Origin of the sequence: Mesorhizobium sp. M0663 (assembly GCF_040320585.1) — a bacterium.
In the GTDB taxonomy this organism is placed as follows: domain Bacteria; phylum Pseudomonadota; class Alphaproteobacteria; order Rhizobiales; family Rhizobiaceae; genus Mesorhizobium.
In genome coordinates, this window is sequence record NZ_JAMYPX010000012.1 from 83,774 (window position 1) to 109,198 (window position 25,425).

At 63.0% G+C, this 25,425-nt stretch carries 21 protein-coding genes; 9 read left to right on the plus strand and 12 right to left on the minus strand.

From position 1 onward, the window contains the following. Nucleotides 1-53: 53 nt before the first annotated feature. The 3 genes from NKI54_RS20810 to NKI54_RS20820 all read left to right on the plus strand — a co-directional run bounded on the left by NKI54_RS20810 (nucleotide 54) and on the right by NKI54_RS20820 (nucleotide 3,265). Nucleotides 54-1,532 (plus strand): YcjX family GTP-binding protein, encoded by a 1,479-nt coding sequence (locus NKI54_RS20810; protein ID WP_352568749.1) that lies wholly within the window; start codon nucleotides 54-56, stop codon nucleotides 1,530-1,532. After that, the gene (locus NKI54_RS20815; protein WP_352568750.1) at nucleotides 1,529-2,623 is read left to right on the plus strand and encodes a YcjF family protein; all 1,095 of its coding nucleotides are present in this window, start codon (nucleotides 1,529-1,531) and stop codon (nucleotides 2,621-2,623) included. The genes NKI54_RS20810 and NKI54_RS20815 overlap by 4 nt, the downstream gene beginning before the upstream one ends. A gap of 87 nt (nucleotides 2,624-2,710) precedes the next feature. After that, nucleotides 2,711-3,265 (plus strand): hypothetical protein, encoded by a 555-nt coding sequence (locus NKI54_RS20820; RefSeq protein ID WP_352636777.1) that lies wholly within the window; start codon nucleotides 2,711-2,713, stop codon nucleotides 3,263-3,265. A gap of 63 nt (nucleotides 3,266-3,328) precedes the next feature. Here NKI54_RS20820 and NKI54_RS20825 read toward each other — a convergent pair whose 3' ends face one another. Beyond that, on the minus strand, nucleotides 3,329-3,595 hold the full coding sequence (locus NKI54_RS20825) for a hypothetical protein (protein ID WP_352568752.1): 267 nt from the start codon (nucleotides 3,593-3,595) through the stop codon (nucleotides 3,329-3,331). A gap of 229 nt (nucleotides 3,596-3,824) precedes the next feature. Here NKI54_RS20825 and NKI54_RS20830 point away from each other — a divergent pair, with 229 nt between their 5' ends. Further along, entirely contained in the window at nucleotides 3,825-5,660 is a 1,836-nt protein-coding gene (locus tag NKI54_RS20830) for a monovalent cation:proton antiporter-2 (CPA2) family protein (RefSeq protein WP_352636778.1), read from the plus strand. Between the two features lie 17 nt (nucleotides 5,661-5,677). Continuing rightward, entirely contained in the window at nucleotides 5,678-6,229 is a 552-nt protein-coding gene (locus NKI54_RS20835) for a DUF924 family protein (RefSeq protein WP_502894566.1), read from the plus strand. Nucleotides 6,230-6,253: 24 nt separating this feature from the next. On the opposite strand, the gene folK is transcribed toward NKI54_RS20835, so the two are convergent. From folK to folP, 3 genes are read right to left on the minus strand one after another with little or no spacing between them, the layout of a single operon-like run. After that, a complete protein-coding gene (gene folK, locus NKI54_RS20840; RefSeq protein WP_352455684.1) occupies nucleotides 6,254-6,778 on the minus strand; it encodes a 2-amino-4-hydroxy-6-hydroxymethyldihydropteridine diphosphokinase in 525 nt (174 codons plus the stop codon). Then, nucleotides 6,762-7,121 carry a dihydroneopterin aldolase gene (folB, locus tag NKI54_RS20845; protein ID WP_352568755.1) on the minus strand — a complete coding sequence of 120 codons (360 nt, stop codon included), beginning with the start codon at nucleotides 7,119-7,121 and terminating at the stop codon, nucleotides 6,762-6,764. Before folB ends, folK begins: the two co-directional genes overlap by 17 nt. A gap of 3 nt (nucleotides 7,122-7,124) precedes the next feature. After that, nucleotides 7,125-7,970 (minus strand): dihydropteroate synthase, encoded by an 846-nt coding sequence (gene folP, locus NKI54_RS20850; RefSeq protein WP_352568756.1) that lies wholly within the window; start codon nucleotides 7,968-7,970, stop codon nucleotides 7,125-7,127. 96 nt (nucleotides 7,971-8,066) lie between these two features. Here folP and NKI54_RS20855 point away from each other — a divergent pair, with 96 nt between their 5' ends. Both NKI54_RS20855 and NKI54_RS20860 read left to right on the plus strand, forming a co-directional pair. Beyond that, a complete protein-coding gene (locus tag NKI54_RS20855; RefSeq protein ID WP_023674836.1) occupies nucleotides 8,067-8,684 on the plus strand; it encodes a DUF922 domain-containing Zn-dependent protease in 618 nt (205 codons plus the stop codon). Nucleotides 8,685-8,886: 202 nt separating this feature from the next. Then, complete coding sequence (locus NKI54_RS20860) at nucleotides 8,887-10,368, plus strand: MDR family MFS transporter (protein ID WP_352636780.1); 1,482 nt, start codon at nucleotides 8,887-8,889, stop codon at nucleotides 10,366-10,368. A gap of 27 nt (nucleotides 10,369-10,395) precedes the next feature. Here the strand turns inward: NKI54_RS20860 and NKI54_RS20865 are convergent, their stop codons facing one another. From NKI54_RS20865 to NKI54_RS20875, 3 genes are all read right to left on the minus strand, one after another. Beyond that, the gene (locus NKI54_RS20865) at nucleotides 10,396-11,424 is read right to left on the minus strand and encodes an NAD(P)/FAD-dependent oxidoreductase (RefSeq protein WP_352593543.1); all 1,029 of its coding nucleotides are present in this window, start codon (nucleotides 11,422-11,424) and stop codon (nucleotides 10,396-10,398) included. An 82-nt stretch (nucleotides 11,425-11,506) separates the two neighbouring features. Then, nucleotides 11,507-11,827, minus strand: a complete 321-nt coding sequence (locus NKI54_RS20870) for a 2Fe-2S iron-sulfur cluster-binding protein (RefSeq protein ID WP_023674833.1) — start codon at nucleotides 11,825-11,827, stop codon at nucleotides 11,507-11,509. A gap of 97 nt (nucleotides 11,828-11,924) precedes the next feature. Then, nucleotides 11,925-12,293, minus strand: a complete 369-nt coding sequence (locus NKI54_RS20875) for an Hpt domain-containing protein (RefSeq protein ID WP_352636814.1) — start codon at nucleotides 12,291-12,293, stop codon at nucleotides 11,925-11,927. A gap of 285 nt (nucleotides 12,294-12,578) precedes the next feature. Between NKI54_RS20875 and NKI54_RS20880 the strand changes: the two genes are divergently transcribed. Continuing rightward, entirely contained in the window at nucleotides 12,579-18,965 is a 6,387-nt protein-coding gene (locus NKI54_RS20880) for an apolipoprotein A-IV repeat region-like domain-containing protein (RefSeq protein WP_352636781.1), read from the plus strand. Nucleotides 18,966-19,069: 104 nt separating this feature from the next. Here the strand turns inward: NKI54_RS20880 and NKI54_RS20885 are convergent, their stop codons facing one another. The 4 genes from NKI54_RS20885 to NKI54_RS20900 are packed head-to-tail and all read right to left on the minus strand — an operon-like array spanning nucleotide 19,070 to nucleotide 23,152. Beyond that, the gene (locus NKI54_RS20885; RefSeq protein ID WP_352502487.1) at nucleotides 19,070-19,723 is read right to left on the minus strand and encodes an ABC-type transport auxiliary lipoprotein family protein; all 654 of its coding nucleotides are present in this window, start codon (nucleotides 19,721-19,723) and stop codon (nucleotides 19,070-19,072) included. Nucleotides 19,724-19,760: 37 nt separating this feature from the next. Continuing rightward, on the minus strand, nucleotides 19,761-21,134 hold the full coding sequence (locus NKI54_RS20890) for an MlaD family protein (protein ID WP_352636782.1): 1,374 nt from the start codon (nucleotides 21,132-21,134) through the stop codon (nucleotides 19,761-19,763). A 13-nt stretch (nucleotides 21,135-21,147) separates the two neighbouring features. After that, nucleotides 21,148-21,966, minus strand: a complete 819-nt coding sequence (locus NKI54_RS20895) for an ABC transporter ATP-binding protein (RefSeq protein WP_352574968.1) — start codon at nucleotides 21,964-21,966, stop codon at nucleotides 21,148-21,150. A 1-nt stretch (nucleotide 21,967) separates the two neighbouring features. Next, nucleotides 21,968-23,152, minus strand: coding sequence for an ABC transporter permease (locus NKI54_RS20900; protein ID WP_352619836.1), 1,185 nt, complete (start codon nucleotides 23,150-23,152; stop codon nucleotides 21,968-21,970). Between the two features lie 78 nt (nucleotides 23,153-23,230). On the opposite strand from NKI54_RS20900, the gene dgcA reads away from it, so the two are divergent. Then, nucleotides 23,231-24,214: an N-acetyl-D-Glu racemase DgcA gene (gene dgcA, locus NKI54_RS20905; protein WP_352636783.1), complete on the plus strand. Its 984-nt coding sequence runs from the start codon at nucleotides 23,231-23,233 to the stop codon at nucleotides 24,212-24,214. On the opposite strand, the gene NKI54_RS20910 is transcribed toward dgcA, so the two are convergent. Next, nucleotides 24,185-25,402, minus strand: a complete 1,218-nt coding sequence (locus tag NKI54_RS20910; protein ID WP_352540619.1) for an MFS transporter — start codon at nucleotides 25,400-25,402, stop codon at nucleotides 24,185-24,187. The genes dgcA and NKI54_RS20910 overlap by 30 nt on opposite strands. Nucleotides 25,403-25,425: the final 23 nt, after the last annotated feature.

Here is a 25,425-nt window from a genome sequence, read left to right on the forward strand (position 1 = left end):
AAGCCGCCCATCAAAGCCTATATCGGATCCTGACCGGCCCGCGAGAACAGATTTTGGCATCATCGCTGACGACTTTCACCGACGAGGCGAAGATTGCCTTGGATACGTTGTCAGGCCGCGCTGCCGGGCTTTTCGCTCCGTCGCTGCGTCTTGGCGTGACCGGGCTGTCCCGCGCCGGCAAGACGGTGTTCATCTCGGCCCTTGTGCACAATCTGGTCCATGGCGGACGCTTGCCGCTGTTTGAGGCACAAAAATCTGGGCGCATCGCCCGGGCTTTTCTCGAAGAGCAGCCGGACGACGCGGTACCACGCTTCCTGTACGAGGATCACATCGCAGCTCTTGTCGACGACCGCATCTGGCCGGATTCGACGCGTGCGATTTCCGAACTGAGGCTCACCATCGAATACGAATCGGCCTCTGGCTGGAGCCGCATGTTTTCCGCCGGCAAATTGTCGGTCGACATCGTCGATTATCCCGGCGAATGGCTGCTCGACCTGCCGCTGCTCGGCAAGTCCTACGCCGATTTTTCGCGTGAGGCCTTCGAGATGGCCGTGTTGCCGGTGCGTGTCGACCTTTCGCGGGAATGGCGGGCGCTCTCCAATCCGGTCGACCCCAACGCCGAGGCCGACGAGATGACGGCGCGCCGTCTCGCTGAGAGCTTCGCGGCCTATCTCAAGGCCTGCAAACTCGACGAGCGGGCGCTTTCGACCTTGCCGCCCGGCCGCTTCCTGATGCCCGGCGATCTTGAAGGCTCGCCCGCTCTCACCTTCGCGCCGCTGCCGAATCTGGGCGGCCGGCGCGCCCGCTCGGGATCGCTGCAGGCTATGATGGAGCGGCGCTACGAGGCTTACAAGACGCATGTCGTCAAACCGTTCTTTCGCGAACACATCACGCGTCTCGACCGCCAGATCGTGCTCATCGACGCATTGCAGGCATTGAATGCCGGCCCCGGTGCGATGGCCGATCTGGAGCGCGCGGTCACCGAAATCCTGTCCTGTTTCCGGCCCGGCCGGGGCAACTTCCTGACCGACGTGTTTTCGAGGCGCATCGACCGCATATTGGTGGCCGCGACCAAGGCCGACCATCTGCACCACGAAAGCCACGACCGCCTGCAGGCCATCGTGCGGCGGCTAGCCGACCGAGCCGTGGCGCGGGCGAATTTCACCGGCACCGACGTCGACGTCGTCGCCATGGCGGCCATGCGCGCGACCCGTGAAGGCACGGTCAAGCAGGGCCGCGAGACTTTGCCGGTCATTATCGGCACGCCATTGCGCGGCGAAAAAATCAACGGCGAAACCTTTGACGGAAAGACCGAAACAGCCATATTTCCCGGGGACTTGCCGGAGAAAGTTGATGCGTTATTCGACGTTTCCGAATCGGCCCGCCGGCAGAACAATGACGACCCCGCGATCCGCTTCGTGCGCTTTCGCCCGCCGAAACTCGAGCGCACCGCCGAGGGCGTCACGCTGTCGCTGCCGCATATCAGGCTCGACCGCGCGCTGCAGTTCCTGATCGGAGATCATCTCGCATGAGTGCGCCCCGCAGACCGGCGGCCTTTCGCATAGAGCCGGAGCCCCAGCAGAAGGAAGATTCGACGGCTCACCATGCTGCGTCCGAGGCCGCGCCGGCGCGAAAGCCGCGTACCGTGACGGCGGATCTTGCCGTGGTCACACCGGCGGAGATCGACGTCTTCGACGAGGCTGATATCGTCGCTGCCGAACCGCCGCCGGCGATTGCGCCGCGAAAACGTTCGCCGCTTGGCAGCCTGTTCTTCGGCGCGCTGGGCGTTCTGGTTTCGTTCGCCGTCGGCCTCTGGACCGACCAGCTGATTCGCGACCTGTTCGAGCGCGCCGAGTGGCTGGGCTGGCTGGCTGCCGCTATGGCCGCGATCGCCATCCTGGCGCTTCTGATCATCCTCGTGCGCGAATTCATGGCGATTGCCCGCCTTGCCGAGGTCGAAAAGTTGCAGAAGCGGGCGCTCGATGCGATTGCCCGTGACGATCCGAAGGCCGCCCGCGCCGTGGTCGACGAGTTGTCGGTCTTTGTCTCGGCCAAGCCTGAAACCGCGGCCGGCAGGCGCTCGCTGGCCGAATTGCGCGGCGAGATCATTGACGGCGGCAATCTGGTACGGCTGGCCGAGATCGAGATACTCGGCCCGCTCGATGCCCGCGCCAGGGTGATGATCCTCGAAGCGGCGAAGCGCGTCTCCCTGGTGACCGCGGTCAGCCCCCGCGCGCTGGTCGACGTCGCTTATGTCGTGTTCGAAGCCGGCCGGTTGATTCGCCGGCTGTCGGAGCTTTATGGCGGCCGCCCCGGCACGCTTGGCTTTTTTCGCCTGGCGCGCAGCGTTCTGGCCCATCTCGCGGTCACCGGGTCGATCGCCGTCGGCGACAGTTTCGTCCAGCAGATCGTCGGCCACGGCCTTGCCGCCCGGCTCTCGGCCAAGCTCGGCGAAGGCGTCGTCAACGGCATGATGACTGCGCGCATCGGCATTGCAGCGATGGAAACCGCAAGGCCCCTGCCCTTTTACGCGGTCAGGCGGCCCGGATTGGGCGATTTCCTCTCCGCGCTGACCTCCTTTGCAGCAAAGAAAGAAAAAGAAACATCCGCTTCCGGAACGTGACTATTGCCTTGGGGTGACAAAGCATTAACCAATCTTGTCCATGGTCGGAAGCGTCCAAACCAGTCTCTTTGTTGCCGGGTGTCGTCGATGAAAAGCGTTATTCTGTCCAGCGGGCTGCCCGTGGCGCTCGCGCTTGTCTCAACCGTCGGCATTGCCGGAAAGACCTCGGCGGCGGAACCGGACAAGCAGTTCTTTCGATCGGTCGAAGGCAAATGGGTCGGCCCCGGGGAAATCGTTGCCGGCAAATACAAGGGCACGAAATTCACCTGCAGCTTCATCGGCTCGACGCCTGACGGCAAGGTCGGCATGTCGCTCGACGGCGGCTGCCGGGTAGGCATGTTCACCCAGCAGATGTCGGCAACGATCGAACACAAGGGCCGGCAGGGCTACAAGGGCAGCTTTATGGGCGGGGCCGCCGGCTCCGGCCTCGACATTATCGGCGGCAATGTCGTCGATGTGCACAAGGTGGTTTTCACCATCAATCGCAATCAGTTGCGCGGCGTGATGCAGGCGCTTGTCCCCGAGGACAATTCGATGACGGTGACCGTTGCCGTGCGCGTCGACCAGCAGCTGGTCCCGGTCATCGGCATGAAGTTGAAGCGGGTCGATACGGTAGAAGTTGGCTCCATCTCTCCGAACTGAGCCCCGGCATGAAAAAAGGCGGCAGACAAACGGCGCCGCCCTCTTTGACATGCAAATGGGCGCTCAGTCCTTGATCGCGGCAATCACTTCGTCATAGGCCTTGCAGGCCTCAGCCGCTGTCGTGCCGCTCTGATATTTGGTTGTGACCGCCTGGACCTTGGCCCCGAGGTCGGCTGCCTTGGCCGGATTTTTGGTAATCGCAGCCTGAAGTGCCGCAGTCATGTCCTGGGCCTTCTTGGTCAGCATCTCGGTCGTGCACTCCGGCGCCTTCGAACAGGCAGAACCGGCAAGTGCCGCGATGCCAACGGCAAGCAGCAAAAACGTCTTCATGTCAGTCATCTCCTCAAAAAAGGGCCGCGACTTGATCGTCGCTCGCCCTTCACTGGCCGAAGCCGGGCGTCCTTAGCGCCGGATTGCTGGAACAAGCAACGCGCGGGAGCCCATTATCCTGTTCAGTGCGCCTGCAATATCGCCTTCACAACGCGCCGGATTCGCACTGTTCGATCCGCCCCGAAGCCCCTATCTTGGCCGCTTGTTGCAAGAGAGCGGAACGGCAGGCATGGCGGCAGAGGCATCGAACGGCGATCTGATCCAGGTGGTGGCGCTGCTCGCCGCCGGCGTCGTTGCGGTGCCGATCTTCAGGCGTTTGGGACTTGGCTCCATCCTCGGCTATTTGACGGCCGGCGTCGTGATCGGTCCGTTCGGGCTGCGCATCTTTTCCGAATCGGAAGCCATTCTTCATGTCGCCGAACTCGGCGTCGTCCTGTTCCTGTTCATCATCGGGCTGGAGATGCAGCCGTCACGGCTATGGGGCCTGCGCCGCGAGATTTTCGGGCTTGGCGCGCTGCAGGTCGGCGTCTGCGCGGTCCTGCTGACCGGCGTCGGCCTTGCGGGAGGTTTCCCGATCGCGCAATCCTTCGTCGCCGGCGCCGGTTTCGTACTCACCTCGACGGCAATCGTCATGCAATTGCTGGAAGAACGCGGCGAACTGGCCACGCCCAAGGGCCAGCGCATCGTCTCGGTCCTGCTTTTGGAAGACCTGGCCATCGTGCCATTGCTGGCGCTGATCGCCTTCCTCGCGCCGGGCGGCGCCGATATGAGCCTGTCGGATCGGTTGACGGAGGTCGGCATCGGCCTTGCCGCGATCGTCGGGCTGGTGCTTGCAGGACGCTATCTGCTCAATCCGTTCTTCCGTATCCTGGCGGATGCGCGCGCCCGTGAGGTGATGACCGCAGCCGCCCTTCTGGTCGTGCTCGGGTCGGCGCTCGCCATGCAGCTTTCCGGCCTGTCGATGGCCATGGGCGCCTTCCTGGCCGGCGTGCTTTTGTCGGAATCGACCTTCCGCCATCAGCTGGAGGCCGACATCGAACCGTTCCGCGGCATTCTGCTCGGGCTGTTCTTCCTCGCCGTCGGCATGTCGCTCGACCTGCATGTGGTCGTCGTCAACTGGCAGCTCATTGCCATCTATGTCGTCGCCTACATGATGATGAAGGCGATCGGCATCTATATCGTCGCCCGCATTCTCAAAACCGGCCACCGGGAAGCGCTCGAGCGCGCGGTCTTCATGGCGCAAGGCGGCGAATTCGCCTTCGTCCTCTATTCCGCAGCGGCGGCTGTCGGTATCATCGATAGCCAGGCCAATGCGATGCTGACCGCCATCGTCATCATTTCCATGGTGCTGACGCCCTTAGCGATCATAGCATTGCGGTATCTGACGCCACGCGACGAGCAGTCGCTTGAAGGCGTCGATGTCGCCGACGGCCTGACCGGCAGCGTGCTGATCATCGGCTTTGGCCGGTTCGGCCAGATCGCCAGCCAGCCGCTTTTGTTGCGCGGCATCGACGTCTCGATCATCGACAATGAGGTCGAGATGATCCAGGCAGCGGCCGATTTCGGCTTCAAGGTCTATTACGGCGACGGCACGCGGCTGGACATCCTGCGTGCCGCGGGAGCCGGGCGCGCACGCGCCGTGCTGATCTGCGTTGACAAGCCCGATGCCGCCGTGCGCATCGCCGAGCTCATCAAGGCGGAGTTTCCGTTGCTGACGGTGCTGGCGCGGGCTTTCGACCGCGGCACGGCGTTGCAGCTCATTCGTGCCGGCGTCGACTATCAGCTCCGCGAGACGTTCGAATCGGCGCTTGTCTTCGGCGGCTCGACACTGGAAGCTCTCGGCGTCGATCCGGAAGAGGTCGCCGAGGTAGTCGAGGACGTCCGCCGCCGCGATGCTGCCCGTTTCGAACTTCAACAGGCAGAAGGCATCCGCGCCGGGCGGCGCTTCCTCAAAGGCAATATCGGCACCCCCATCCCGACGCCGCTCAGCACGCCACGGCGCGTGGGCCAGGCGCTCAACGAGGAGACCGCCGGCGTGCTGCAGAAATCCGAACCGGCCGATTAAACGTTGGAAAGACGCGAATGATGAACGAACTGGACGAGCGCGCTGTCTCCATCACCAGATTCTGGCGCGACGCCGGGGAGGACGCGTGGTTCGAGAAGAACGACGCCTTTGATGCCGACTTCCGCACCCGGTTTCTCGATCTGCACTTTGCCGCCGCCCGCCGCGAATGCGACGGCTGGTCCGAACACGCCGAAGGGTCGCTGGCACTGATGATCCTGCTCGACCAGTTTCCGCGAAACTGCTTTCGCGCCACCGGCCACATGTACGCCACGGACCCGCTGGCGCGGCATTTCGCCGGGAAAGCGATCGCTGCCGGCCATGACCTGGCACTCGACGAAGAGCTCCGCGTTTTTCTCTATCTGCCCTATGAGCATTCGGAGGACCTCGCCGATCAGCTCAAATCGGCAGAGCTTACCGCCGCCAAAGCCCCGATCTATCTGAAATATGCGATCGAGCATCGCGACATCATCCAGCGCTTCGGCCGCTTTCCGCATCGAAACAGGATGCTTGGCCGCGAGACGACACCGGACGAACAAATGTTCCTCGACGGAGGTGGGTTCTCCGGCTGATTTCAGGCACCGATGGCGGCAGCGTCAGGTTTTCCACCAATCCCGGCCTGACGGCAGCCGTTCAATGCCCGATGTGTCGACGGCGGCCAGCCGTTCCGATACGCTTTTGCCGTCGACCACAAGCTCCGGCGCAATTTCTGCCAGCGGCGCCAGCACGAAGGCGCGCTCCAGCATGCGCGGATGCGGCACCTCCAGTCCGGTCTCGTGGATGATGCGGTCGCCGAACACCAGAATGTCGATATCGATCAGGCGTGGACCCCAGCGCTCCTCGCGCACCCGCTTCAGTTTTCGCTCGGCGTCGAGGCAAAGGTCGAGCAAAGCCCGTGGCGCGAGCGCGGTCGAGATTTCGGCCGCCGCGTTGAGGAAATCCGGCTGATCGAGCTTGCCCCAGGGCGGCGTGCGGTAGAGCGACGAAACGGCAACGACGCGCGTTCTCTCGTTGGCATCCAGAATGCCCAGTGCCGCAGCCATCGACTTCGCCGGATCACCGAGATTGCCGCCAAGGCTGAGATAGACGGTGTTGTTGTTATTACTATTCTGGCCAGACAACGGTCACCTCGACATGATCGAGCACACCCGGCACCGGGGCGTTTGGCTTGCGCACGGTGATTTCGGCCTTTTTGATCTGCGGAAACCGCGCCGTCAGCGCCCTCGCCACTTCGAGCGCCAGCGCTTCGATCAGAAAGCGCCGTTCGCCGGTAATGATCTTCTCGATGACCGCAAAGGCGATGCCGTAATTGACGGTGTCCTCGATGGAATCCTCGACCAGCGCCTGCCCGGGATCCACCGTGAGTGCCGCATCGACATAAAAGCGCTGGCCGAGCGTCTCTTCTTCGTCCAGCACACCGTGCCGGGCAAAGAAGGCGCAGTTCTTCATGCGGATGACATACATGGCTCAGCTTTCCCCGATCTCACGTGCCAGCATAGCATCGGCGATGGCCAGCGCATCCACGTTGATTGCGACATCGTGGACGCGAAAGAGATGCGCGCCTTTGAGCCTCAGGATAACGCTGGTGGCCGCGGTCCCGGCGCCTCTTGCGGCTGCGTCGCGGCCGGTGACGGTGCCGATAAAGCGCTTTCGCGATGTGCCGGCCATCAGTGGAAAACCCAGCGCATGAAGCTCGGAAAACCGTGCCATCAGGTCAAGATTTTCCGCTGCCGTCTCCTTGGCAAAGCCGAAGCCCGGATCGAGCACGATATGGTCGTCGGCAACACCGCTCCGCCGCGCGATTTCCAGCGACTTCCTGAGGAAGAAGAGCTGATCGGCAATCACGTCGGGCAGTTTCTGCCGGTCCCGTCCAGTGTGCATGACGACAAGGCCAGCGCCGGTTTCGGCCGCGACCCGGGCAATGCCCGGTTCGCGCTGCAGGCCCCAGACGTCATTGACGATATGCGCGCCGGCTTGGACGGCAAGCCGGGCCGTATCCTCGCGATAGGTATCGACCGAGATCAGCGTTCCGCCAGACGTCGCGAGCGCCTCGATGACCGGCAATATGCGAGCCTGCTCTTCCTTTGCGGAGACCGCAGACGCCCCGGGACGTGTCGATTCTCCGCCGATGTCGATGACGGAGGCCCCCTCCTCGACCATGCGGCGCGCCTGAGCCACTGCTTTTTCCGGCGCATCGAACAGGCCGCCGTCGGAAAAACTGTCCGGCGTGATGTTGAGGATGCCGACGACCACGGCCTTGCCGCCAAGGTCGAGATGGCGTCCGTGCGCCAATTGCCATCGCCCTGTCATCATTGCCCATCAACCATGTTCGATCTCGCGGCGTGGCGGGGGATCAATTCCGTTGCGCCGAGGACGGCGGTAAAGCAAGGTGGGGAAAGAGGCAACACGATGAAACGATCCCTCCTCTGCGCCCTGATGCTCGCTCTGACCGCATTCCCGGCCGGCGCTGCAACTCTCGTCAAGACATATAGTTATTTCCCGATCGGCGGCAGGACGCTCGACGACATCGAGACCCAGCTGTCGAAACTCGGGCCTCAGGTGAAAAGCACCGGGTCGCGGCATCCGGGAGCTACCCAGATGGCGTTCACCACCCGCGTCAGCTATGCGCAAAAGCCGGGCTCGTGCTGGATTGCCGACGCTGTCGTCACCGTCAAGGTCAAGGTCATCCTTCCTGAGTGGCGCCGCCCGCGCAAAGCCGATGCCGGCGTCAGGCTGTTCTGGGATACGTTGTCCGCCGACATCAAGCGCCATGAGGAACGCCACGTCGAGATTGCCAAGAACCACGGCCGCGAACTAGAAGACGCCTTGAAGGCGAGCTACCCGGAAAAGACCTGCGAACTGGCAAAGGCCAAGGCCGCAAAAATCACTGCGGCCATGCTTGCCAAACACGACCAGGACCAGATGCGCTTCGATCGCGTCGAAAGCGCCAATTTCCAAAGCCGCATCCTGCGGCTTTTGCACTATCGCATCGAGCGCATTGAGAACGGCCGGCTCGCTCCCGGCTGAACTCCGCGTCGTCGGACAAAGCCAATTTTGCCGAAACATAGTGCCAGCTTCGGAAAACTTTCGAGCCGCTGTCGAAATCGGCCTATAGCGAACGACATATGCCAGGTTCGCAGGGATCAGCCTCCGGCAAACGCCAATCGGCGTACCTAGATGCTTCCCAGCCCGTCGCGGACGTGCACGCAGGCATAATGGATGAACGGATATGGACCAGGCTGTCGACAAGCAAACGATGGTGGAAACCAGCGCGCCGCTGACCGAAACCGAGAAAAACGCCATCATCGGCGGCGTGCTTTTGTCGATGCTGCTGGCGGCGCTCGACCAGACCATCGTCGCGCCGGCGATGCCGACGATGGCCCGTCTGCTCGGGCATGCCGAATATCTGCCATGGATCGTGACCGGCTATCTTCTGACCGCGACCGCCGTGGCGCCGCTCTACGGCAAGATCTCCGATATTTATGGTCGCCGGCCGACCGTCTATGCTGCAATCCTGATCTTTCTCGCCGGCTCGCTGGTCAGCGCCACGGCCCCTAACATGCTGGTCCTGGTTGTCGGCCGGGCGATCCAGGGCGCCGGTGGCGGCGGCCTGTTCGCCCTGACGCAGACCGTGATCGGCGACCTCGTGCCGCCGCGCGAGCGGGCCCGATACGCCGCCTGGATCTCGGGCACATGGGCCGTCGCCAGCATCGCGGGGCCGCTCCTCGGCGGCACCTTCGCCGAACATCTGCATTGGTCGCTGATCTTCTGGATCAACATTCCGCTCGGCCTGCTGGCCATGGCGATCATCAACAACCCGCTCAAGAAGCTGCCGATCGCCGCAAAACATCACCGCATCGACGGCCTCGGCGCGCTGCTTCTGGTCGCGGCCACCTCGCTGCTGCTGCTTGCCTTGAACTGGGGCGGCAGCGAGTATCCGTGGCTGTCGCCTGAAATCCTTGGACTGCTCGCCTGCTCGGCGGTGTTCTGGAGCGCGTTCGCGCTGCGGCTCATGCGCGCGGCCGAACCGCTGATCTCGCTCGAAGTGCTCGGCAATCCGATCGTTCTCGCCGGCACATTGTCGATGTTCCTACTGCAGGCCGCCAATGTCGGCCTGTCGGTCTATCTGCCGGTCTACCTGCAATCGGTCGTCGGCCTGTCGGTCAGTCAATCGGGCACCGCGTTGCTTGGGCTGATGCTCGGCACGGTGGCCGGTGCGACATTCAGCGCGCGAATGATCCCGCGCTTTTTCCACTATAAGCGCATTGCCATGATCGGAACTGTTTTCTCGATCCTGTGCCTCGGCGTGCTCAGCCTGGTCGCCGGGCATGCCTCACTTTTGCTCGTCGAGGTGTTGACGACCTGCGTAGGCCTGGGTACAGGCACGACCTTTCCGGTTGCCACCGTCTCGGTCCAGAACGCCGTCGATCGCATGCACCTTGGCGTAGCGACCGGCGTTCTCACCTTCCTGCGCTCGCTGGGCAGCGCGCTTGGCGTCGCTATGCTCGGTGCCGTCGCCCTTGGTTGCGGGCTGCCGCTGGCCAGCGAAGGCACGCAGCCGGCCGGCCATATCGCCTCGGCCATGCCGTTCGTGATGATCTTTCTTGCCGCGGCCGCGATCTTGCTGTTGTCGCTCATCACGCTCTGGCTGATGCAGGAGAAAACGCTTCGCGGCCATGCCGAGGCTGTGGCTCCAGCCCTGGCGGAGTAGACCGGCCCGACGAAAATATGGCGAGGCTCAGTCGATCACGCCGAGCTTCTTCTGCAGACTGGTTGACGAGGTCGTATACTGAAAAACGATGCGCTCGCCGGGGCTGACGATGCGCTTGGCCGCTTGCGCCATCAAGGCGACCTCGTGGAAGCCCGACAGGATCAGCTTCAGCTTGCCGGGGTACCAGTTGATGTCGCCGACGGCGAAGATGCCGGGCACCGACGTCTGGAATTTTTCGGTGTCGACCGGGATCAGGTTCTCGTGGAGGTTGAGGCCCCATTCGGCGATTGGGCCGAGCTTCATCGTCAGGCCGAAGAACGGCAGCATCCGCGTACACGGCACTTCGATATCGCCCTCCGGCCCCTTGATGGTGGCGGAGGCGAGCTGGCCGTCGGCGCCGGTCAGGCCAGTCACCTGTCCGACCTGGAATTCCAGCTGCTTCATCTCCTGCATGGCATACATCTTGTTGACGCTGTCGGGCGCTGCACGGAATTCGGGCCGCCGGTGCACCAGCGTCACGCTCTTGGCAACCGGCTGCAGGTTCAGCGTCCAGTCGAGCGCCGAATCGCCGCCGCCGACGATGACGAGGTCGTGGCCGCGAAAGTCCTCCATCCGGCGCACCGAGTAGAACACGCTCTTGCCTTCATAGGGTTCGATGCCTGGAATCGGCGGGCGCTTCGGCTGGAACGAACCGCCGCCGGCGGCAATCACCACAATTTTGGCTTCGAACACCTCGTTTTCGTCGGTAATGACGCGGAAGCTGCCGTCCTCCAATCTTTCCAGGCTCGAAACCATGCGGCTATAGGTGAATTCGGGCTTGAACGGCGCGATCTGCTCAAGCAGCTTGTCGACCAGGCCTTGCGCCGAGATCGAGGGCCAAGCCGGAATGTCGTAGATCGGCTTTTCCGGGTAGAGTTCGGCGCATTGCCCGCCGGGCCGGTCGAGGATGTCGATCAGATGGCACTTCATGTCGAAGAGGCCGAGCTCGAATACGGCAAACAGGCCGACAGGCCCTGCCCCGACAATGAGTACGTCCGTCTTGGTGATAGCGGTCATGAAGCATGCGCCTTTATGGGAAAACGGCGCGACACTGCATGACCATTGGTCCGCTGCCAAGCGGCAGCCGCAAAAATCGGCTTCAGCCCTGGCGGGCCGGCACGCGCACGACCAGCCCGTCGAGGGCGTCGCGCACCTTGATCTGGCATGACAGCCGCGAGTTCGGCTGGACCTCGTAGGCGAAATCCAGCATGTCCTCTTCCATGGCTTCCGGCTCGCCGACCTCCGCCGTCCAGGCTTCGTCGACATAAACATGGCAGGTCGCGCAGGCGCAGGCGCCGCCGCATTCCGCTTCTATTCCCGGCACCGCATTTCGGATCGCATTTTCCATGACGGTCGAGCCGTTTTCGGCATCCACGTCAAAATGCGTGCCGTCATGGGCGATGAAGGTCAGCTTGGTCATTTGTCACCTGAAGGGAGTCTGAGCCGACATAATCACTCTGCCGGACAAGTCAACTGCGGCGCCAAAGCGCCGCTGTGTGGCGTTTTGGGAATAAGCGCTATCGGCTGATGGCGGCGACGAAGTCGCGCACTTCTTCGATCAGCGAGCCAAGCCGCTTCAGCGTGCTGGCGTCTTCGGGCCGGCATTCGATCGCGCTGGCGCAATCGGCAATGGCGAAGGCGCCGACCCCGCGCGCCGAGCCTTTGAGCTCGTGTGCCAATAGCAGCCGCTGCCTAACATCCGCTTCGACGATCTTGTCGCGCACCGACAGCGCCTGCTGCACGAACAGAGCCAGCACCTCCTGCTCGAGGCTCCGATCGCCCATCGTCTGGCGCGCAAGATGCGCCAGGTCGATCGGCCGCGCCCCGGCTGTCCCCGACACGTCGCCGCCGGGCATCGAGAACGCAATGCCGTTTTCGCCACGTATCACTTTGAGACTCCGTTCTTCGACCGCCGCAAAAACTAGGCGTATCCGGTGGACAACGGGTTAATGATTGGCCCGGAAAAATGTCGCGATAACGGCGCCGGAATCACGGCTGTGTTAACCTTATATTTAAAGTTTTACGTATCGGGCGGAATGCATGTTTTCTTTACCCGGCTGTGTCATTACGATACGACAGGTCCATTTTCAGCCTCCTGCGCGGGACACGCTAGGCAGAATCAATAAGCAGAACCATAAGTCCCGCGGCAGCTTGTACAGGGTAGCGAAGGCATGGCGAAGAAACCAACGACGACAAGAACGCTCGACAGCGACGTAGCCAGGGAACTTGAAAAGGCACTTGATATCGATCTGAGCGGCGATGCCGGCGGCGACTTCGACATGGCTGCATCCATGGAAGATCTCGAAGCGCAAATATCGCAAGCCGCCGACGAGTTGGCGCGCGAAGGTCGCAGCCAGAACGAAGCGCCTGCCCCGGACCAGACCCAGAACGCGGCACCTGCCGCCAATCAAAGCCAGATCGCAAAACCCGCGCCAAAGGCCAAGCCGGCTGAGTTGCGTCCTGTCGCAACGCGCAATGGCTCGCAGCCGGCAGCTTTCTCGCCGGCCAACGACGATCGTCAAAAAGACTATAAGACGCTCCTGCACACCCTCAATCGGCGCGCCTCGAACACGATCTACTGGGTCGTGGCTTTCGTTTCGCTGGCCTGGATCGCCGGCGCTGGCGGCCTTGCGAACCTGTTGTTCGGACCTGGCATCTGGAACATCCGCACCTTCGATCAGTTTTTCGCCCGTCCGGAGCTGATCGGCCTGGCGGTCGCGGCAATCGTGCCCGTCATCCTGTTCTGGGCATTCGCAGTGATGATTCGCCGCGCTCAGGAGATGCGCCTTGCCGCGCAGTCGATGACCGAGGTGGCCTTCCGTCTGGCCGAGCCGGAAAATCTTGCCCAGGATCGCGTCATGATGATCGGCCAAGCGGTTCGCCGCGAGGTGGCAGCCATGGGCGAAGGCATCGAACGCACGCTTGCGCGTGCCGTCGAGCTCGAAACGCTGGTCCACAGCGAGGTGAACCAGATCGAGCGCTCCTATTCAGAGAACGAGTCCCGCATCCGCTCGCTGGTCGACGGGCTGGGCAGCGAGCGCGAAGCGGTCGTCACCCATGCCGAGCGCGTGCGCGCCTCGATCACCGGCGCCCACGAGACACTGAAAGACGAGATCAACGCCGCCAGCGATATCATTCGCGACAGCATTCTCAACGCCTCGACCAAGCTGTCGATGACGATCAACGAATCCGGCGACACGCTGATCGATAGGATCAACGGAAGCTCGATGTCGATCTTCGATTCGGTGGAAGGCCGGCTCGAATCGATCACCGATCGGCTGTCGACGTCGGGCGAGGCCTTCGCCAGCCTGCTCGACACCCGGATCGCCAAGCTGACGGACACCACCGATGGCCTGACGCGGTCGCTGACCGACCTGCTCGACGACCGCACGAGCGGCATGGTGTCGCTGCTCGGCGGTGCCGCCCGCACACTCAATTCGGAATTCGAAGCCAGCCTCAACGGCATCGAGCGGACGCTTGCTGAACGTGGCCAGGCGCTGATCAGCGAGTTCCAGACCCGCGCCGAGGCGCTCGACACCGGCACGCAGAAGCTCAACGCCGCGCTGGAGGCTCGCGCACGCCAGATCAACGAGACGCTGGTCGAGCGCGCGCGCGAAATCGCCCACACCTTCCAGGATAGCAGGGAGACGCTGTCGGCGATGATCGATCAGGGCAAGACCCAGATCGGCGCCGACATGGCCGACATCATTTCATCGACCTCGACCATGCTTGAAGCCCGCGCCGGCGATTTCGCCGGGCGCATGGAAGCGGCGCGCCATGTCGTATCGCGTTCGTTCGATACGGACATCCAGCGGCTTGCCGATGCTCGCGCCGGCATCGAGGAAGCCGTCGAGAACCACAGCCGCAAGCTTTCCGAAAGCCGCGACCGGATGGCGGCGGCAATGCAGGCCGATCTGGCGAAGTTCGCCGAAGGTCGCGCCGAAATCGACGCAGCGGTGGCCAACCAGGTGCAGAAGCTAGCCGAAGGCCGCGGCCTGATCTCGCGCGCCCTTGAAGAGGACCTGCGCAAGGTCAACGAATCGCGCGCAGCGATCGACGCTTCGCTGGGCAGCCATCTCGAAAGCCTTGAAGAGGGTCGCAACAGGCTTGCCCAGGCCTTGAACGAAGACTCTGGAAAACTCGTGCAAGCCCGCACGATAATTGATGAAATGGTTGCCGGACACGTCGGCAAGCTCGCTGAAGGCCGCAGCATTCTTTCGCGCGCGCTCGAGGCCGACCTCGGTAAGCTGGCAGAGAGTCGCGCCGGCATAGACGGCCTCGTCGCCGGTCAAGTCGAAAAGATCGCCGAGGGTCGCGCCATACTCGCCAGTGCGTTGGAAGCCGACATCGCCGGCATCAATGGCCTCATCGAGGCTCATTCGGCGAAATTGGCGCAAGACCGCAGCGGGCTTTCCCAGTCACTCGATAACGACCTGTCCGACATCAGGAGCCTGATCGCCGATCATTCTGGCAGGCTCGCCGATGACCGCAGCCTGCTTTCGAAGACGCTTGAAGACGATCTTGCCAAGCTGGCCGAAAGCCGGTCGAGCATCGATGGGCTGGTTGCCGGCCAGGTCGAGAAGCTGGCCGAAGGCCGCGACATCCTCAAGCGCGCGCTTGAATCGGACCTGAACGCGATCAAGGGCGTCATCGCCAGCCAGTCTGAAAAGCTGGCGGAAGACCGTGGCCAGTTGTCGCGGGCACTGGAGAGCGACCTGGAGGCTGTGCGGGGCGTTGTCTCCGATCACATGGACAAGCTCGCCGAAGACCGTTCGACCCTTTCGAAGGCGCTCGAAGACGATCTCGTCAAGTTGGCCGAAAGCCGCTCGAGCATCGATGTGATGGTTGCCGGCCAGGTCGAAAAGCTTGCAGAGGGCCGCGACATCCTCAAGCGTGCGCTCGAAGCCGATCTGAGCACTGTCAAGGATGTCATCGCCGGCCAATCCGAGAAGCTGGCCGAGGATCGTGGTCAGCTGTCGCGGGCACTAGAGACCGATCTCGAGACCGTGCGGGGCGTCGTCTCCGAACATATGAACAAGCTCGCCGAGGACCGTTCGGCCCTGTCAAAGGCGCTCGAGGACGATCTTGCCAGGCTGGCAGAGAGCCGGTCGAGCATCGACGGGCTGGTCGCAGGCCAGGTCGAGAAGCTGGCCGAGGGTCGCGACATCCTCAAGCGCGCGCTGGAAGACGATCTTACCAAGCTGGCCGAAAGCCGCTCGAGCATCGACGGACTGGTTTCCGGCCAGGTCGAGAAGCTGGCCGAAGGTCGCGACATCCTCAAGCGCGCCTTGGAGGCCGATCTCAGCACGATCAGGGGCGCCATCGCCGATCAGTCGCAGCTATTGACCGATAATCGCGCGCAGTTTTCGCGTGCGCTGGAAGCCGATCTCGGCAACGTGAACAGCCTTGTCGCAACCCACGCAGAGAAGCTCGTCCAGGACCGCTCGACCCTGTCGAAGGCGCTCGAGGACGATCTCGCCAAGCTGGCGGAAAGCCGCTCGAGCATCGATGGGCTGGTTGCCGGCCAGGTTGAGAAACTGGCGGAAGGCCGCGACATCCTCAGGCGCGCGTTGGAAGCCGATCTGGAGAGGCTTGCAATGAGCCGCAGCGAAGTCGACGAGATCGTCGCCGGTCATGTCGGCAAGCTGAGCGAGGGCCGCGACATGCTGACCCGCGCATTGCAGGACGATCTCTCCAGGCTCGCCGAAACGCGCAAGGATGTCGACCGTTCGCTGTCCGGCCATATCGACCAGATCGCCGCCAGGAGCACCGACATCTCCGATGCGATCGCTGCGGACGTAGAAAAGATCGAGCAGGCGTTCAGCCGGCAGACAGGCATCATTGAAGAGCGCGCCAGCACAATGGAGCGGGCGCTGTCGACGGGTGTCGACAACGTGCGCAGTGTGCTCGAAAGAAGCGCGGTCTTCGTCGCCGGCGCGCTGCGCGAGAAGGTCATGGAAGTTACCAGCGCGCTGCATGAGCAGGCGGGCGCGGCATTCAGCGATGCCGACCGCAAGATCGCCGAGCGCGCCGAGCAGACCTCGGCCGCCCTGCTCGCCAGGGCGGAGGACATCGCCCGCACCTTTGAAGAGGCGGATCGTCGCCTCGCCGCCCGCGCCGAGGATACGTCGAGCGCACTGATTGCCCGCGCCGACGACACGTCGAACACCTTGTTCGCGCGTGCCCAGGAGACGGCCGATCAGCTGGCAGCCAGAGCAAGTGAGATTGCCGGCACCTTCGACGTGGCGGACCACAGGCTGGTCTCTCGCGCCATCGAAACGGCCCAGTCGCTGGCTGCACGTGCCGGCGACATCCTGCGCAATTTCGAAACAGCCGACGAGCGGCTGGGCGTGCGCATCGGCGAATCCGCCGAAGCTCTCGCGGCACGTGCGTCGGATCTCGGCCGCATTTTCGATGCCGCCGACCAGCAACTTATTTCGCGCATTGCCGAAGGCTCCGAAGCACTTTCGGCCCGTGCGTCCGAGATCGGCCGCATCTTCGAGGAGGCGGATCATCGTCTGGTGTCCCGCATTGCCGACAGCAGCACCGCAATCGGCGAACATGCCGACACCATTGTCGGTGCCTTCACCAGCACCGAGCAGCGGGTTGCCGAACGCGCCAGGCAGACTGGCCAGGAACTCGCCGTCCATGCCCGTGAAATCGAGCAACTGCTTGCCGGTGCCGACGAACGCCTGGCATCGAGTGCTGCTGCCACTGCGGCCCGCGTCGAGGAGCAGGTCGCCAGCGTCGAGAACCGCCTCGCCTACTCCGCCGAGACAATGGGCCAAAAGCTCAATGAACAGGTCTCGAATGCCGAGGCGCAGTTGGTCTCGCGCGCCAACTCGATCGCCGAAACCTTCACCGCGGTCGGCCAGCATATCGGCCAGAGCACCAATGACGCTGCAAAGTCCATCGGTGCCAATACTCGCGAGCTCAATACGATGCTTGCGGCACGTTCGGCCGAAATATCGAAAATCCTGGACGAGACGGCACGGCCTCTGGTCGAGCGCTTCGCCCAGGGCGGCTCCGAGCTGCAAAAGAGCATGGAAGAGGTCACCGAACGTGCGACCGAGAAGCTGCGCACTCAAAACGCCGCCCTCGTCGACGCCCTCGCCAGCCGCACGGCCGAAACGCTGTCGGCCGTCGAAGGCGCGCGCTCGACGCTTGCCGACAGCGTTGCCGACCTCATCGGCCGCATGACCACCTCCAGCTCGCAGCTCGGTCAGTTGATCGAGCAGGCGGCGGCCAATCTCGGCCAGGTCGACGAACGCCTGACCGGCAGCACGCAAAGCTTCGCAGCGACTACCGAAAAGACCGCGCAGACCTTCGCCAGCTCGGCGCGCCTGGTCGATTCGAACACGACGCGGCTCACCGAGCTGTCGTCGTCGACCTTGCGCGAGGTTGCTTCAATCGCCACCAAGTTCGACGAGCACAGCCGGTTGCTTTCCAGTGCCTCGGACCTGTTGAGCTCGGCCCAGAGCAATCTTGAGCACACACTCGAAAGGCAATCGTCGCTGGAGGACCTTGCCGTCGGCCTTGTCAAGAAGTCGGAAGATCTCGAAAGGGTCATGCGCTCGTTCGAGAATCTGGTCGGCCAGACGCTGCAGAACGCCGAAGGCAAGACGCTGGAATCCGCCGACAAGATCCGTACCGCGATTTCCGAAGTGGTCGATTCGGCAACCAAGCGCTTTGCCGATGCGACCGAGGAGATGCGGCGTACCGCCGGCTCGATCAAGAGCGAGCTCGACCTCACCCGGGCCGAGCTTAAGAAAGGCGTCATCGAGATGCCGGAAGAGGCAAAGGAATCAACCACGGCTATCCGCCGTGCCGTTTCAGAGCAGATCAACGCGCTGAAGGAACTTTCTGAAATCGTTGCGAAATCTGGCCGCAGCGCCGACAGTTCGGAACAGCGCAACCTGCGTCCGGCGCCGCAAGCGCCTGCCGCACGCCCCGCCGAACCGCCACGTCGCCCGGCTCCGGCTCCCGAACAGCGCCGTGCACCGCAGGCGCCTTCGGGCGAGACGGCGCTGCGCGGCACGCTCGACCTCGAACGTCCCGCAGACCAAGCGCCGCGCCAGCGCGACCCCAACGGCCGCACGCCGCAGGGCGGTTGGGTGCGTGACCTCCTGACCGGTGCATCACGCGAAGACGACGCCAAGCCGGCAGCGCCTGCCGAAGCGCCGCGCCCGGCTCCCGCTGCGCGTTCGCCGCTTCATGTCGTGGAATCGCTGAACTCGCTCTCGGTCGATATCGCACGCGCCATCGATCACGATGCGTCGATCGAGTTGTGGAACCGCTACCGGCGTGGCGAGCGTGACGTCTTCACACGCCGACTTTACACGCTGAAGGGCCAGCAGACGTTCGACGAGATCCGCCGCAAATATCAGTCAGAGGCGGAGTTCCGCGCTGCTGTCGATCGTTACTGCGACGATTTCGAAAAGCTGCTCAAGGACGTGTCGCGCAACGACCGCGACAACATCATGGCGCAGACCTACCTGACGTCGGACACCGGCAAGGTCTACACCATGCTGGCCCACGCCAGCGGCCGCCTGCACTAAGCGGGCGACAGAGAACAAACGAAAAGGCGGGATTTCCCGCCTTTTTCATGCCGTACTGAATTCCATTGGCGCTGTAGAGTGCCGTGCCGGCAGTTCCGGCTGTGTCAGATCACGGTGTCCGTCCAGCGGACGATTTGCCCTGCCGCATCGCCGAACGCGGCATCGAGCGCGCCGACATAGGCCTGGTTGCCATTGCCCGAAACGGGCGCGATTGCGCTAAACGTCTTCGAAGCGCGCACTTCACCGTTGCGATCGTTCAACAGGCGCACGAACAGCTCGACCTCGGCATGTTCGCCACCGTCGACACGCACCTCGAACGAGCGGATCTCGACGATCACCTGATAGTCGATCGCCAGCCCCTCGCCTGGCTTGCCGACGCCGGTGAAGCTGCCCGAGCGCTGGAACGTCTCTGCCAGCCGCGCCTGTACGATCATCGGCAGCCGGTCGGCCCATTGCGCGCCCTTGAGATACTGGATCGATCGCGGCGATGGCTTAATGACGATGTTCTGGCTGTCCAGCGCCTTGAGCGCCGATGGCTGAGCGATGAGTATCTGGCGACGGCTGTGGGCACGCGCTTCCAGCGACGGCGCCGAAAGCTCAAACGTATCCAGCGGCGCCGGCTTGCCGCCCAGCGCCGCGCAGCCGGCGAGCGAAAGCGCCAGCAGTGCCGCTCCGGTCTTGAACCCACTCGATCTGACGCTGCCTGAACTGATCGACTTCAAACGCGATCCCCCCCGGATCGTGGAAACAACGCGCATCCGCAAGCTATGTTCTTGCGGTGGGCGCAGGCCGAAGTCAACGGCGCACCCTGCCGTCGAACTGCCGGACCTCACCCTCGCCGCCGGACAGGATCCGCTGTGGATTGCGGCTGAGGTCGGTCACCGCCTCTTCGATGCGGTTGATCGAACGACGGCTGTCCTGGACCAGCGATTCGACGTTTTGCAGCCCCTGTCCCGAGAACCGCGCCAGATTGTCGGTGATGGTGCCGAGGCGGGCGTTCAGCGTGTCGGCGACCTGCTTGAACGATTTGAGCGTCGCCCTGGCATCGGCCATGACGCCGTCGGCCTGACCGGAGCCGAGCAGTTTGTCGACCTTGGCAAGGATACCGTCGACTCGCACCGAGGCATCGTTGAGGCGTCCTGCGAGCTGGTGCGCGTCTTTGATGGTTTCGTCGATGTCGTCGGCCCGGTTGGCGAACTTGTTGGTCACCTTGGCGATGTCGGCGGCAGCTTCATTGGCGTTTTCGCTGGCCTTCTGGATATTGGCCAGCGCGGTGCGAACTTCAGCCGGATCGATGCCGTCGAGAACGCCGTCGACCTTGGCCAGCGTGCCTTGCGTCTTCTGGGCGAACTCGTTGATCGAGCCTACCGCGGTGTCCACGTTCTTGATGACCGCGTCGAACTGCTTGCTGGTTTCCTTGAGGTTGGAAGTGACCGTGTCGACATTGGCGACGATGCTCTTGATCTGGTCCTTGTCGACGGCGTTGAGTAGCCCTTCCGCCGCCTTCAGGGTGCCGTCGAGCTTGCCCGAAACACCCTTCAGTTCGTCCGCCAGCGAGCTGACGCTGGCCAGGAACTTGTCGACGCCGTCCGCATTCCTGGCCAGTGCATCGGAGAAGGTCTGGACATTGTTGACGGTCTGCGTCAGCGGCCCGCGAACATCCTTGGTGAAGCCTTCGAGCTCCGAAAGGACCTTGTCGGCGCGGGTGAAGATGTTCTGCGCCGTCTGCAGCAGGTTGGTGACCGCCGACGGGTTGGCAACGATCTCGGCGACACGGCCTTCCTTTTCCGCCTCGTCGAGAAGTTTTGGCTCTTTGGGGTCGGCGCCCTTGAGCTCGATGTTGGCCTGGCCGGTGAGGCCGGCAAGCCCGATATCGGCCTGCGTCGACTTGGTGATAGGCGTATTCCGGTCTATTTCGGTGTCGGCGATAGCAGCGGTCGGATTGTCGACGTCGATATAGACACGGCGCACGTCGCCGACTTTGACGCCATTGAACAGCACGAAGCTGCCACGGCCGAGCCCCGAAGCGGAGCCTGGAATGCGCACGCGCAGCACCGTCGTCTCACCCTTTTCGCCGATTGCCGCCGTCCAATAGACGAAAGCGAAAGCCGCGAGGATCGCGGCCAGCGTGAAAATGCCGACAATGACGTAGTTGGCCCTGGTTTCCATTGCTCACTTATGGCTATGCGCGCGCCGCAAGATCAAGTTGCCGGGCGCGTTTTCCGCGGAAATAGGATTTTACCCAGGGTTCCTCGCTCCTGAGCATGTCGTCGATCGTGCCCTCGACCAGCACTTTCTTGTTGCCGAGCACCGCCACGCGGTCGCACGCCGTAAACAGCGTGTCGAGATCGTGCGTGACCATATACACGGTCAAATCCATCGTATCGCGCAGCTTGACGACCAATTCGTCGAACTCAGCCGCGCTGATCGGATCGAGCCCGGACGTCGGTTCGTCGAGGAAGACGATATCCGGGTCGAGCGCCAGAGCGCGCGCCAGCGCAGCACGCTTGATCATGCCGCCGGAGAGCTCGGAGGGGAATTTCTGCGCCGCATCCGGCGGCAATCCGACCAGCTCGACCTTGAGCATGGCAAGTTCGTCCATCAGCTTCTTCGGCAAATCGAGATATTCGCGCATCGGCACCTGGACGTTTTCGAGGACCGTCAGCGCCGAAAAAAGCGCACCATGCTGGAACAGCACGCCAAGCCGCATGTCGATGCGAAGGCGCTCCCTTTCGGTTGCCTTCTCGACGTCAACGCCGAACAGTTTGATTGTTCCCGATTGCTTGCGCGTCAAGCCAAGGATGGTGCGCAAGAGAACAGATTTGCCGGCACCGGAGGCACCGACGAAGCCGAGAATCTCCCCGCGCCAGATATCGAGCGACAATTTGTCGAGAACAACCTGGTCGGCGAACGACACCGTGATATCGTGCGCCGACAGCACGATCTCGTCTTCTTTGGCTTTCGCCGCCACCTTGGTCGTGTTTGTGCCCGGCAGCGCCATGTCAGAACTCGATCGCTGCATAGAACATGGCGAAAAGCCCGTCGAGGATAATAACCACGAAGATCGACTTCACCACTGAGGCGGTCACATGCTGGCCAAGCGATTCGGCGCTGCCGCCAACCTTCATGCCCTCGACCGAGGCAATTATGCCGATGATCATGGCCATGAACGGCGCCTTGATCAGGCCGGCAAAAATGGTGCTGAGGTCGATTGCGACACGCAGCCGGTCGATGAACGCTGCCGGTGCAATATCGGAGTAGAGCCATGCAGCCAAAATGCCGCCGCCCAGCGCGGCAAAGTTGGCGATGATCGTCAGGCAAGGCAGCGCGACGACCAGCGCGACCAGCCGCGGAAACACCAGCACGCCGATTGGATTAAGACCGATCACCTTCAGCGCATCGACCTCCTCGCGCATCTTCATCGAGCCGATCTCGGCGGTGATCGCGCTGCCGGAGCGGCCGGCGATCATGATCGCCGTCATCAGCACGCCGAGCTCGCGCAGGATCAGCACCCCGACCAGGTCGACGACGAAGATGTCGGCGCCGAAATAGCTGAGCTGATAAGCGCCTTGCTGGGCAACGATCGCACCGACGATGGCCGACATCAGCACGACTACCGGTATGGCGCCGACACCCATGCGATCGATTTGATTGAAGATCGCCGCCATGTTGACGCCATGGCCACGGCCAAGCTTCATCTGAGAGCCGCGTATCGTGGCGCCGAGGATATTCATTGCGGCCAGGAAATCGTCGCGCATCTCATAAACGCGCCGGCCAACCGCCTCGAGCCCGCGAATGATGAAGTTGGGCGGCTTTGCCGGACCTGATTCGGCCTCGCGTCGGACCGCATCACCGACGGCGCCGAGCAGGATGGAGGCAATCTCGCTTTGCCCCTGCATCGTGATCTCGACGCCCTTCTTTTCGAAGCTGCTGACCAGGCGGTCGATCAGCCACGCCCCGGCAGTGTCCATCTTCTCGATTTGTGAAAGGTCGAGCGCCAGCGTCTTGAAGCCGCCGCGCTTCTCGATCTTGCGCATCTCGGCATCGACCAGGGCAACGGTACGTGTCGTCCAGGTTCCCGAGAAAGCGCAGCCGAGAACGTCGCCCTCCTCGCCGATCGCGATGCGCGGCTGGTGGTCGGGCTCCTTGGCAGGGCCGCTTGCGTCGCGTTTGCGGATGGTCAACATGGCATCCTGTTTAGCCTGACGGGGCCGACCTGTCGATTTGCCGATATCCTCCTTGTCGCACAGCTGGAGCAGAAAAATATGGCGCGTGTCATTTCGGTCGAGGCCGAGCGCTTTCCGATAGCCGGGACCTTTACCATTTCGCGCGGCTCGAAGACCGAAGCGGAGGTGATTTCCTGCGCCATCACCGAAAACGGCCGTACAGGACGCGGCGAATGCGTCCCTTACAAGCGCTATGGCGAGACCATGGAGGGTGTGCGCGACGCGATCGAGGCGATGCGCAGCGAGATCGCGCGCGGCATCAGCCGCATCGCCCTGCTCGATGCCATGCCTGCCGGCGCGGCACGCAACGCCATCGATTGCGCGCTCTGGGACCTGGAAGCGAAGATCAGCGGAACACCGGTGGCGCATACGATACGAACCGTTCCGTTACGGCTGCTCGAGACGGCGTATACATTGTCGCTCGCCGAGCCGGAGGCTATGGCGGCGCAGGCCCGCGCTAACGCCCAGCGCCCGCTACTCAAGGTCAAGATCGGCGGCGACAACGACATCGCGCGCATCCGCGCAGTGACGGCGGCAGCACCCGACAGCCGAATCATTCTCGACGCCAATGAGGGCTGGAATGACGACAATATCGTCGCAAACCTCGCCTTTGCCGCCGAGCACGGTATCGCCTTGATCGAACAGCCGCTGCCGGCGGGACATGACGGTATTCTTCGCCACATCGCGCATCCGGTACCGATCTGTGCCGACGAAAGCGTGCACGAGGCGAAGGACCTTGAAGCGCTTGTCGGCCTTTACGACGCCGTCAACATCAAGCTCGACAAATCGGGTGGCCTGACCGCTGCACTCGTGCTTCGCGACCGCGCCCGCGAACTGGGTCTTGGTGTCATGGTCGGCTGTATGGTCGGCACATCGCTTGCGATGGCGCCGGCCGTGCTGTTGGCGCAGGATGCCGATTTCGTCGATCTCGACGGTCCGCTGCTGCTGGCCCGCGACCGCGTTCCCGGTCTCGTCTACCAAGGTTCGCTGGTGTCACCGCCCGAGCGGGCGCTGTGGGGCTGAACGCGCGGCAAGCCCGATCAGAGCCAGGCCCGTCAGGGCGATCGGGATCATCGCAAAGAAGCCATTCGCGCCGAAGCGGTCGTAAAGAGGACCGGAAATCAGCGTCGCCGCCGCCATGAAGAAGCCATTGGAGAAGTAGGCGATGCCTTGCGCCGCCCCGGTGCGTTCTTCCGCGACCGTCTCACCGATCATCTTTTGCAGGCCGATCAGCACCAGCGCCACCGAAACCGCGTGCAGCGTCTGGATCGCGAAAAACCCGCCAACGCCAAGCCCAAGCGGCCAGATCAGCGGAAAGGCGAACCAGCGCACGATCGCGCCAATCCCGGCAATCAGCATGATCGAGACGACCGAGAAGGAGGCGAAAGCGCGGGTGAAAACGACGAACATGCATATCTCGGCGACGACTCCCCACCCCCACAGAAGCCCGACAACCGAATCGCTGATGCCGATCGACTTCCAGTAGATCGACACGAAACCGTAGAGAAATGCGTGGCTGGCGGTGATGACGCCGACGCCTGTCGAAAAATAGAGGAAGTACCGGTTGAGGAGTTTCGGTGCCGATTGCTGGATATCGGCGGCCGAAAGCGGCGAGGCGCGGCGTGGACGGCCGAGGCGCGGCGCAATCAGTCCGGCGGCTAGCGCGGCACACAGCGCCGCGAAGATGATCACCGGGACAGCCTGGGCACCGCTCGCCGACAGGATGAAACCGCCGGCGAGATTGGCGCAGAGATAGGAGATCGAGCCCCATTTGCGCATGCTTGCGTAATTCGAGCCGAAGCGGCGAACACCTGAAAGGGCGAGCGAATCGGCAATCGGCGAATGCGGCGTCCAGACGACCGTCAGGGCCAACGACACGGCAAGTACCGTTGCGTAGGTCGGCGGCAGGAGGTAGCCGGCGGACAGGATCAGCGATGCGGCGACGAGCGCAACATAGACATTGGCGCGGTCGCTCGCTTTGTCTGCCAGCGCAGTAAGAAAAGGCGTCGTCGCCACGCGCAGGAACATCGGCGCGGCGAGGATCACGGCTATCTGTTCGGCATGGAACCCCTTCGCCTGCAGCCACAGCGGGAAATACGGCACATGCGTCCCGAGCGGAACGAAGAGCGTAAAGAAGATCAAGCTCATGCGCAGTTCGAAATGGCGTGGCTTGACGAGCTGTTCGGGCGAAAGCGGCGGCAGCGAGGACATTGACAGGCGATCCGTCGGCACGG